Source organism: Rothia sp. HMSC062H08 (genome assembly GCF_001810775.1).
In the GTDB taxonomy this organism is placed as follows: Bacteria; Actinomycetota; Actinomycetes; order Actinomycetales; family Micrococcaceae; genus Rothia.
In genome coordinates this window covers 178,997-190,191 of sequence record NZ_KV802651.1, presented here as the reverse complement: position 1 = coordinate 190,191, position 11,195 = coordinate 178,997, and the positions used below count along the sequence as shown (strand labels likewise).

The following is an 11,195-nucleotide window of genomic DNA, read 5'->3' as shown; positions in this document are numbered from 1 at the left end:
TTATGCCTCGTCGACGGAGCTAGGCTCGTCGTGGGTCAGGCTCACGCCCATATCTTCTGCTGCCCGGAAGCCTTCTTCCTCCGAGTCGCTCATCTCAATAATCTTGCCGTCGGTGGAGAGCACCTCGACGTTCAGGCACAGAGACTGCATTTCCTTGATAAGAACCTTGAAGGATTCGGGGATACCCGGCTCAGGGATGTTCTCGCCCTTCACGATAGCCTCGTAAACCTTCACACGGCCCGCCACGTCATCGGACTTGACGGTCAGGATTTCCTGCAGGGTGTATGCGGCGCCGTATGCCTCCAGCGCCCACACTTCCATCTCACCGAAGCGCTGACCACCGAACTGCGCCTTACCACCCAGGGGCTGCTGGGTAATCATCGAGTACGGACCGGTGGAACGAGCGTGAATCTTGTCATCCACCAGGTGGTGCAGCTTCAGGATGTACTGGTAACCAACCGAAATCGGGTCCGGGAACGGCTCACCGGAACGGCCGTCAATCAGACGTGCCTTACCGGAACGGTTGATCAGACGGTCGCCATCGCGGTTCGGGTTCGAGTGATCCATGAGGTCGAACAGTTCGTCCTCGTGGGCACCGTCGAACACCGGGGTTGCCAGGCGGGTCGGGCCGGATTCCTTCGGGAAGTTCGGCATGTGCTTGAGCCATTCGGGCTCGCCCTCAATCTTCCAACCCTGCTTAGCCAGCCAACCGGTGTGGACTTCCAGAACCTGACCAATGTTCATACGACCGGGCACACCCAGCGGGTTCAGGATAACGTCCACGGGGGTACCGTCTTCCAGGAAGGGCATATCCTCGATCGGCAGGATCTTGGAAATAACACCCTTGTTACCGTGGCGGCCTGCGAGCTTGTCGCCGTCGGTAATCTTACGCTTCTGAGCCACGTACACGCGGACCAGCTGGTTCACGCCCGGGGGCAGATCGTCCTCATCGTTGCTCTCGCGGTCGAAGATGCGGATACCGATGACGGTACCGGACTCACCGTGAGGAACCTTCAGGGAGGTGTCGCGAACCTCGCGAGACTTCTCACCGAAGATTGCGCGCAGCAGGCGCTCCTCGGGGGTCAGCTCGGTCTCGCCCTTGGGGGTGACCTTACCAACCAGGATGTCGCCAGCCTCAACCTCAGCACCGATGTGGATGATGCCGCGCTCGTCCAGAGCCGAGAGAACATCCTCGGACACGTTCGGAATGTCGCGGGTAATCTCCTCGGGGCCCAGCTTGGTGTCGCGGGCGTCAATCTCGTGCTCCTCAATGTGAATCGAGGTCAGCACGTCCTCAGAAACCATGCGCTGGGAGAGGATGATCGCATCCTCGTAGTTCAGGCCTTCCCACGGCATGTATGCCACGAGCAGGTTCTTACCCAGTGCCAGCTCGCCGCCGTCGGTGGAGGGGCCATCAGCAATAACGTCGCGGTATTCGACGCGCTGGCCTTCCTTCACCACAACGCGCTGGTTGTAGCAGTTACCCGGGTTCGAGCGGGAGAACTTCATGATCGGGTAGGTGGAGACAGAGCCGTCGTCGTTACGGACGATAACGGTCTTAGCGTCCACGGAGGAAACCACACCGGGCTTCTTCGCGAGCACGGAGTCACCGGAGTCCAGTGCTGCGTACTTCTCCATACCGGTACCAACCACGGGAGCCTCAGACTCCAGCAGGGGCACAGCCTGACGCTGCATGTTAGCACCCATCAGTGCTCGGTTAGCGTCGTCGTGCTCCAGGTAAGGAATCAGGGCGGTAGCCACAGACACCATCTGGCGCGGGGAAACGTCCATGTACTGTACGGCGCCGGGAGCAACCATAACAGCTTCACCAGAACCGTCACCCGCACGGCAGAGAACCTCGTTCTCAGCGAAGGTGCGGTCAGCGTTCAACGGTGCGTTTGCCTGTGCAATGACGACACCCTTCTCGTCGTCAGCGGTCAGGTAGCGGACCTCATCGGTCACGCGGCCGTCAGTCACGACGCGGTAGGGGGTCTCAATGAAACCGAAGGAGTTGATGCGACCGTAGGTTGCCAGCGAACCAATCAGACCAATGTTCGGGCCTTCAGGGGTTTCAATGGGGCACATACGACCGTAGTGCGAGGGGTGGACGTCTCGAACTTCCATGCCTGCACGGTCACGAGACAGACCGCCCGGACCCAGTGCGGACAGACGACGCTTGTGGGTCAGACCTGCCAGCGGGTTGTTCTGGTCCATGAACTGCGACAGCTGAGAAGTACCGAAGAACTCCTTGATAGCCGCCACGACGGGGCGAATGTTCACCAAAGACTGCGGGGTGATAGCGTCCACGTCCTGGGTGGTCATGCGCTCGCGAACCACGCGCTCCATACGGGACAGACCGGTACGGATCTGGTTCTCAATCAGCTCGCCCACGGTGCGGATACGACGGTTACCGAAGTGGTCGATGTCGTCGATATCAATCTTGAGGGAGATCTCCTCGCCGTCACGGACGCCGGGGATGCTGGTCTCGCCTGCGTGCAGAGCGCACAGGTAACGAATCATCTGAGCGATGTCGTCCTGGCTCAGAACGGAAGCCTCGGGGGAATCCATGGGAACGTCCACACCGAGCTTACGGTTCAGCTTGTAACGACCAACCTTCGCCAGGTCGTAGCGACGCGGGGTGAAGTACATGTTGTCCAGCAGACCCTGAGCAGCTTCAACCGTCGGGGGTTCGCCCGGACGCAACTTGCGGTAGATATCCAGCAGAGCCTCGTCGCGGTCCTTAACGGAGTCCTTCTCCAGGGTTGCGCGGATGGAGTCGTACTGACCGAACTCAGCCAGGATCTTGGAGTCGGTCCAGCCCAGAGCCTTCAGCAGAACAGTCACAGACTGCTTACGCTTACGGTCCAGACGCACGCCCACCTGGTCGCGCTTATCAATCTCAAGCTCAAACCATGCACCGCGGGAAGGAATCACGCGGGCAGAGTAAATGTCCTTATCGGAGGTACGGTCCGGAGCCTTCTCGAAGTAAGCACCGGGGGAACGCACCAGCTGAGAAACGACCACACGCTCAGTACCGTTAATAACGAAGGTACCGGCCTCGGTCATCAGGGGGAAGTCACCCATGAACAGGGTCTGCTGCTTGACCTCGCCGGTAGCGAGGTTCATGAATTCAGCCTTAATGTACAGCGGAGCCGAGTAGGTTGCGTCACGGTCCTTGCACTCCTCAACAGAGTACTTGGGGTCAGCAAACTCAGGCTCAGAGAAGGAGAGCTGCATAGTCTCCTGGAAGTCACGAATCGGGGAGATTTCTTCAAAAATCTCAGCCAGACCGGACTGAGCGGGGACAGAAGTGTCACCAGCAGCCTGCGCCTTCTCCAGACGCTCCGCCCAGCGCTCGTTACCAACGAGGCGGTCGAAGCTATCGGTCTGGATAGCAAGCAGGTTGGGAACCTTCAGCGGTTCGTTAATCTTCGCGAATGAAATTCGGCGCGAGACGTTCTCTGCGCCGTTAGCGGCGTCATGGTTAGAGGTGCTCGAAGCGACCAAAATGGGGATCCTTCCACAGACATGTCTGTTAGCAATCAGCCTCCCGGCGACATTACCGGCGACACGACAACCTCAGCCCCCGAATAAAACGGTGCTCGAAGCTATAGAGTCGGACGGAAAAACGTCACCTTCAGCCCGTGCCCACCGCTATATGAAGGCACAAAGGTTAGGGAAAGCGTAAATACTAACGATACAGGAAGAAAGCCCTTCTGTCTACCACACCCTCATCAGGAGTGCAAACCTGCCGCAGCGTGCACCTAGCATTCCACCACATTCACAGCCAAACCACCCATGGACGTCTCCTTATAACGGTGAGACATATCCAAACCGGTCTGACGCATCGTCTCAATCACCTGATCCAACGACACACGGTGCGTACCATCACCACGCAACGCCATACGAGCCGCCGTCACAGCATTCGACGCAGCCATCGCATTACGCTCAATACACGGAATCTGCACCAAACCACCCACCGGGTCACACGTCAGACCCAGGTTGTGTTCCATCGCAATCTCAGCCGCATTCTCGACCTGCTCGGGAGTACCACCCATCACCTGCGCCAAACCAGCAGCAGCCATCGAGGAGGCACTGCCCACCTCACCCTGGCAACCCACCTCAGCACCAGAAATCGACGCGCGCTTCTTATACAGCACACCCACAGCAGCAGACGCCAAGAAGAAATCAACAACCGCCTGATCACGAGCAGCCTGACCGCAATGGCGGATACCCTGCGTGTAATTCATCGCGTAATGCAGCACCGCAGGAATAATACCCGCAGCACCATTCGTCGGAGCAGTCACCACACGACCACCAAAAGCGTTCTCCTCATTGACCGCCAAAGCAATCAGGTTCACCCAGTCAATAGCGAACTCAGGAGACTTCGAAGGATCCTCCACCATCAAATCACGATGCCACGCACCCGCACGGCAACGCACCTTCAGAGGCCCCGGCAAATAACCCACACGCGCCAGAGAAGAGCCAATGCACTCCTTCATCACACGGTAGATATGCAAGATGCCATCACGGACCTCCTGCTCCGAACGCAGAGAACATTCATTCGTCATCTTCAACTGCGCAATCGACAGACCAGACTCATTCGCCATCTCCAGCAGCTCAGTAGCCGAACCAAACGGATACGGAGGGTTCATCAGTGACGCACCGCCGGTCGCCTCCTCATCACCCTCAACAATGAATCCACCACCAATCGAATAGTAAGTGCGCTCCAACAGCAGCTGCTCACCCGCAAACGCCGCAATCTTCATACCGTTCGTATGGCGCGGAAGAACCGTCAATGGACGCAGAGTCATATCCAGCTCACGGTAATTCACCACCGGGCCGTACACCTTCTGCTCCTCACCACCGGGCGCAGTCACACCGTACGCAGAGGACGGATAACCAGCAAGCGGCAAAGTACCATCCACGCTATTGCGCTCAATCATCGCCTCAGAATCAGCAATATTGATCGTCTCAGGCACAAAACCGCACAGACCCTTCAACGCCGCGCTCATCGTGCCGTGACCGGCACCCGTAGCCGCCAACGAACCATACAAATCAACATGCACACCCGTCACACGGTCCAGCAGACCCTCATCAATCAGCTCCGCCACAAAACGGTTCGAAGCGCGCATCGGCCCCACCGTATGCGAACTCGAAGGGCCCACACCAACGCTGAACATCTCAAAAACACTGATGTCATACGGCAGAGCCTCTGCCTTCTTCTGGGCGCTGCTGGGCGCGCTCTGGTTAATAGCCACATTCTGTCCTTCAAATAAATAATGTCTGTGCACCGCACCAAAAGATACGCGCCCCTGAATGGAGGAACCACACATCAATCTGCGGTCTATAAGTGCGGACAATCACCCTTGACTGGCCGCTCTAATCCTAACGCACTTCAGAACCATCACAAACTAAGGTTCAGAACACCTCACGCCCTCCCTCGCTATTCAACGCCCACCTCACGGCGCAGAAAAGGCGCCGTGCCCACACGGGACACGACGCCTCTACCCTACAGATTATCTGCAGAAAAACTCTTACTTCTCACGCTTGTAGAACGGCAGAGCCACAACATCAAACGGAGCACGCTTACCGCGGATATCAACATCCACAGTAGAGCCAACCTCAGAGAACTCACGGTTCACCAGCGCCATAGCAATCGGGAAGCCCAAAGTCGGGGAAGGAATACCGGAGGTAACCTCACCAATCTCATTACCTTCAGCATCCACCAGCTTAGAACCGGCACGAGCAGGACGCTTCGCCTGAGCCTTCAGACCAACCAGGATACGCTTCGATTCACTCTTAGCCAACTCAGTCAGAGCCTCACGACCCACAAAGTTAGCAGCCTTCTTCTCCAGAGCAATCTCAACCAGGCGACCCAAACCGGACTCAAACGGAGTAATCTCAAGACCCAGCTCGTTACCGTACAGCGGCATACCAGCTTCAAGACGCAGGGAGTCACGAGAAGCCAGACCGGCAGGAATCATACCGAAAGGCTCACCGGCAGCAGCCAGCTTATCCCACAGCTCAACAGCGTTCTCATTCGGAACGAACAGCTCGAAGCCGTCCTCACCGGTGTAACCGGTACGAGCCAGCAGAACATCAACACCGGCAACAGTCAGCGGCACCGAAGCGTAGTACTTCAGCTCGCGGACAGCCTCCTCATCAGAAACACCAGCAGCCAGCAGAATCTCCTCAGCACGAGGACCCTGAACAGCCACCAGAGAAGTCTGATCCGACTCATTCACAAACTCAACGTTAAAATCGCCCAGGCGCTCGCTCATCGCCGCGAAGTCAGTGTCAATGTTCGAAGCGTTCGGAACGACCATGAATTCCTCATCGCCCAGACGGTAAGTAATCAGGTCGTCAATCACGCCGCCCTTATCGTTGACCAGGATCGAGTACTTCGCCTTACCAACCTTCAGGATGGACATGTTCGACACCAGAGCGTAATCCAGGAACGCACCCGCATCCGGGCCGGTCACACGGAACTCACCCATGTGAGACAGGTCGAAAATACCGGCACGAGTACGGACAGCCTCGTGCTCAGCAACGTCGTTAGCATACTTCAGGGGCATATCCCAGCCACCAAAGTCGGTGAAAGAAGCGCCCAGCTTCTCGTGAACCGGGTACAGGGAGGTCTTCTTGGGGGACATTAGGTTCTCCTCACGCACAGCCTTGTGCTGTTATCGTTCAATCGTCGTAGATTTAGTTCACCCCCACAGACACGAGATACGCTGCGGAGGCGACCCCCACCCGCCCCCAGAAACCTGAGGACGGGTGAGGCAGGTAGACCGCTACAGCCTACCCAGGAGCGTTACAGGCTCCTTATGCTTCCAGGTCGAAAGCCTCCATCGGGGGGCATTCGCACACGAAGTTACGGTCACCGCCAGCGCCATCAATACGACCCACCGAGGTGAAGTACTTGTTAGCGCGCAGGCTCGGGACAGGGAAAGCTGCCTGAGTACGGCTGTAGGGGCGATCCCACTCATCAGCGCTCACCACATCAACGGTGTGCGGTGCGTTGCGCAGAACCGAATCATCCACAGCGACCTTGCCCTCAGCCACCTCGATAATCTCGTCGTAGATGGTCTCCATTGCCTCAATGAAGCGGTCCAGCTCTTCCTTCGACTCAGACTCAGTCGGCTCAACCATCAGGGTGCCCGGAACCGGGAACGCCAGAGTCGGAGCGTGGAAGCCGAAGTCCATCAGACGCTTGCAGACGTCCTCAGCAGTCACGTGAGACTGATCGGTCAGCTGACGCAGGTCCAGGATGCACTCGTGAGCGACCAGACCGCCGGGGCCGGTGTACAGCACCGGGTACTTGTCGTTGAGCTTCTTCGCAATGTAGTTAGCGTTCAGCACCGCGTACTGCGAAGAGTCCTTCAGACCCTGAGCACCAGTCATCGCAATGTACATCCAGCTAATCGGCAGAACACCGGCAGAACCGAAGAACGCCTGAGAAATCGGCAGTGCAGCATCGTTGGGGAGCTTACCTTCAGCATCAGCGCGGTATGCGTCGCCGGGCAGGAACTTCGCCAGGTGCTCACGAACAGCCAGCGGGCCAACACCGGGGCCGCCACCACCGTGAGGAATGGAGAAGGTCTTGTGCAGGTTCAGGTGCGAAACGTCGCCGCCGAACTTACCGGGCTGAGCGAAGCCCATCTGAGCGTTCAGGTTCGCGCCATCCAGGTACACCTGGCCGCCAGCCTCGTGAACCAGCTGGCAAACCTCAGCAACCTGCTCCTCAAACACACCGTGAGTGGAAGGGTAGGTAATCATGATGCCGGCAACCTTGGGGCCGTACTTCTCAATCTTTGCCTTCAGGTCGTCAACATCAATCGAACCGTCAGCCGCAGTTGCCACACCGGCAACCTTCAGACCAGCCAGAGCAGCAGATGCCGCGTTGGTGCCGTGAGCAGACAGCGGAATCAGGACGGTATCGCGCTCGTGGTCACCGTTAGCCTCATGGAAGGAACGGATAGCGCGCAGACCAGCGTACTCACCGGTCGCACCCGAGTTCGGCTGCAGCGAGATAGCATCGTAACCGGTAATAGCAACCAGCCACTCGCTCAAATCCTTAATCAGCTCGTGCCAGCCCTCTGCCTGGTCCTCCGGGACCAGCGGGTGGATGTTCGCGAACTCAGGCCAGGAGATGGGCTCCATCTCAGCGGCCGCGTTCAGCTTCATGGTGCACGAACCCAGCGGAATCATGGTGCGGTCAAGTGCCAGGTCCTTATCAGCGAGGTGACGCAGGTAGCGCATCATCTCGGTCTCGGAGCGGTACTTGTGGAAAATCGGGTGCTGCATGTACTCATCGGTACGCAGCAGCTCAGCGGGCAGATCGTACTGTGCATCTGCCTCACCCAGGGTGCCGCCCAGAGCCTCAACCAGGCCCTTGAGCAGCTCCTCACCATGAGACTCACCCACGGAAATACCAACACGGTTCTCGTCGAAGCGGCGGATGTTCACGCCAGCTTCCAGAGCCTTCGCAACCAGCTCGTCAGCACGGCCAGCAGCCTCCACCACAACGGTGTCGAAGAAAGTATCGTGGGCGATACCGTAGCCCGCAGCCTTCAGCGCGGTAGCAACACGAGCGGCGTTGGTGTGCAGGCGGTTCGCGATAGCGCGCAGGCCCTCAGGACCGTGGTACATCGCGTAAGCGCCAGCAACAATCGCCAGCAGAGCCTGAGCAGTACAAATATTGGAAGTAGCCTTCTCACGGCGGATGTGCTGCTCACGAGTCTGCAGAGCCAGACGGTAAGCAGGCTTACCGGCAGAGTCCTTAGAAACACCCACCAGACGGCCAGGCATGGTACGCTCCATACCCTTGTGAACAGCCATGTACGCAGCGTGGGGGCCACCGAAGAAGAAAGGCAGACCGAAACGCTGAGTATTACCCACAGCGATATCAGCGCCCAGCTCACCAGGGGACTTCAGCAGGGTCAGAGCCAGCAGGTCAGCAGCAACGGTAACCAGAGCGTTACGCTCCTTAGCAGCCTTAATCAACGGCTCAATATCGCGGATATCGCCTTCATTGCCGGGGTACGCCAGGATGACACCGTACAGGTCACCCTCGGGCAGACCCTCAGAGAAATCAGTAATCACGAAAGGAATGCCGAGCATCTCTGCACGTCCACGAGTCACCGAAATAACCTGAGGCAGGCAACGGGAGTCAATAGCGAAGAAGCCGTTCTTCACCTTGCGGTTTGCACGGTGCATCATGACAGCTGCTTCAGCCACTGCGGACGCCTCATCCAGCAGGGAGGAGTTTGCAATCTCCAGGCCGGTCAGCTCCATCACGGTGTTCTGGAAGTTCAGCAGAGCCTCCAGGCGGCCCTGAGAAATCTCAGCCTGGTACGGGGTGTAAGAAGTGTAGAAACCGGGGTTTTCCAGAATGTTACGGCGCAGAACTGCGGGAGTTACTGCATCGTAGTATCCGGCACCAATCATCTGGGCGAGAACCTTATTCTTCGCAGCATAGCCGGCGATCTTTGCCTGAGCCTCATGCTCCGACAGCGGAGCAGGCAACTGCAATTCGCCGTCAAGGCGAATCTGGGAGGGGACGACAGCGTCCATCAGCGCATCCAGGGAAGAGTATCCCAGGGTTTCGAGCATCTGCTCTGCGTCTGCGGAACGGGGGCCGAGATGACGATCAATAAAGGACATAGGATTCTCCTATTGGTCGGCGCAAACCGTAGAGGGGTCACGTCGCGCTATTGCGACGAGTCGAACACTTTAAAGTGTCCCACATCTCCACAAAGTTTCGCTAGCTTTACCAACATTCGACATGCCCAAACATCAAACTCTTCTGCCCCGCCAAAGCCCACCCCTGTCAGACGACAAAACAGCAAAAAAGCACAAAGTCCGGCTCGTTCCCTCCGAAGAGAAAACGAGCCGGACTCAGTCAAAGCAAACTTCGCATACATCCTGCAGAAGGATGTACTAGAAGAACCTACTTAGCGTGGTTGGGCTTGCCACCGTGCGGCACCAGGAATGCCGACAGGAAAGCCAGAGCCGCAGTCACAGCCAGCAGCATCAGACCGATGAAGTAGTTGTTCTCAGCCTGGTTGTAGGTTGCACCCATCACCAGCGGCGGGAAGAAACCACCCAGAGCGCCAGCAGCAGCAACCACACCGGACACCGCACCAACGTTCTTCGGATCAGCCGCACGAGCCACCCAGCCGAAGACCGAGCCGTGGCCCAGACCCAGAAGAGCAGCCATCAGGATGAAAACAGCACCATACACGTGCTCAGCATCAGGCTGGAACGCGGTAATAACTGCCAGGATCACCACACCACCCAGGGAGATGAGGGTGATAATCTTCGGACCGAACTTATCAGCCAGCACACCACCGAAGGGACGAGCAATCACAGCAGCAACCGCAAAGCCAGCCGCACGCATACCAGCGTCGTTAGCGTTGAAGTTGTAGATGTTGCTCAGGTAAGTAGGCAGGTAGTTCGAGAATGCCACGAACGCACCGAACACAACAGCGTAGAGGAAGCACAGCTGCCAAGTGGTCTTCACCTTGAATGCCTGAACAATCTTCGGCATCAGCGGAGTAACCTCACGGCCGATGGTTGCCGGAGAATCCTTCAAGAAGAAGAAAGAGATAGCAGCGGTTACAGCACAGATAACAGCAATCAGAACGTGAGTCTGGAAGTAACCAATACCCTGCACCAGGCGGGGGGTAGCGAATGCAGAAATTGCAGTACCCACCATGCCGGCACCGAACACACCGGTCGCAAAACCCTTCTTGGAAGCGTCATACCATGCGGAACTGAAGGGAATACCCACAGCGAACACGGTACCCGCAATACCCAGGAAGAACGCCACAACAAGCAGCATGGGCAGCGAGTTCATCTGACCAGCAACACCAACCAGGAAGACCAGGGGTGCGCTAATCGCCAGAACAGCGGTGAACATAATACGACCACCGTAGCGGTCAGTCAGACCACCAACGGGAATACGGCCGATAGCGCCGATGAAAATCGGCATAGCAACCAGAAGGCTGGTCATACCAGCGTCCAGGTGCATCTGCTTTGCGTACATCTTCGCCAGCGGGCCAACGATGGTCCATGCCCAGAAACCAATGGTCGAGATGAACGTTGCCAGCAGAACGTTACGGAGCTGACCATTCTTCAGGTCGTAGCTCGGTGCAACAGGGGTGCTCATATTTCCTCTTTTGCAATAT

Annotated in this window: 5 protein-coding genes; all 5 read right to left on the bottom strand. The window is 57.5% G+C overall.

Annotation, left to right across the window (positions count from 1 at the left end; all coding sequences use genetic code 11):
- The 5 genes from rpoB to HMPREF2765_RS01105 all read right to left on the bottom strand — a co-directional run bounded on the left by rpoB (window position 1) and on the right by HMPREF2765_RS01105 (window position 11,176).
- Window positions 1–3,507: a DNA-directed RNA polymerase subunit beta gene (rpoB, locus tag HMPREF2765_RS01125; protein WP_049341126.1), complete on the bottom strand. Its 3,507-nt coding sequence runs from the start codon at window positions 3,505–3,507 to the stop codon at window positions 1–3.
- Window positions 3,508–3,764: 257 nt separating this feature from the next.
- On the bottom strand, window positions 3,765–5,261 hold the full coding sequence (locus HMPREF2765_RS01120) for an L-serine ammonia-lyase (RefSeq protein ID WP_070604074.1): 1,497 nt from the start codon (window positions 5,259–5,261) through the stop codon (window positions 3,765–3,767).
- Window positions 5,262–5,537: 276 nt separating this feature from the next.
- Window positions 5,538–6,656 (bottom strand): glycine cleavage system aminomethyltransferase GcvT, encoded by a 1,119-nt coding sequence (gene gcvT, locus HMPREF2765_RS01115; protein WP_070593732.1) that lies wholly within the window; start codon window positions 6,654–6,656, stop codon window positions 5,538–5,540.
- Between the two features lie 172 nt (window positions 6,657–6,828).
- Complete coding sequence (gcvP, locus tag HMPREF2765_RS01110) at window positions 6,829–9,669, bottom strand: aminomethyl-transferring glycine dehydrogenase (protein ID WP_049356342.1); 2,841 nt, start codon at window positions 9,667–9,669, stop codon at window positions 6,829–6,831.
- A 286-nt stretch (window positions 9,670–9,955) separates the two neighbouring features.
- Window positions 9,956–11,176, bottom strand: a complete 1,221-nt coding sequence (locus HMPREF2765_RS01105; RefSeq protein ID WP_070604073.1) for an MFS transporter — start codon at window positions 11,174–11,176, stop codon at window positions 9,956–9,958.
- Between the last annotated feature and the right edge of the window lie 19 nt (window positions 11,177–11,195).

Coding starts and splice junctions, on each gene's coding strand:
- gcvP (WP_049356342.1), bottom strand. CDS start 9,669: ATGTCCTTTATTGATCGTCATCTCGGCCCCCGTTCCGCAGACGCAGAG.
- HMPREF2765_RS01105 (WP_070604073.1), bottom strand. CDS start 11,176: ATGAGCACCCCTGTTGCACCGAGCTACGACCTGAAGAATGGTCAGCTC.
- gcvT (WP_070593732.1), bottom strand. CDS start 6,656: ATGTCCCCCAAGAAGACCTCCCTGTACCCGGTTCACGAGAAGCTGGGC.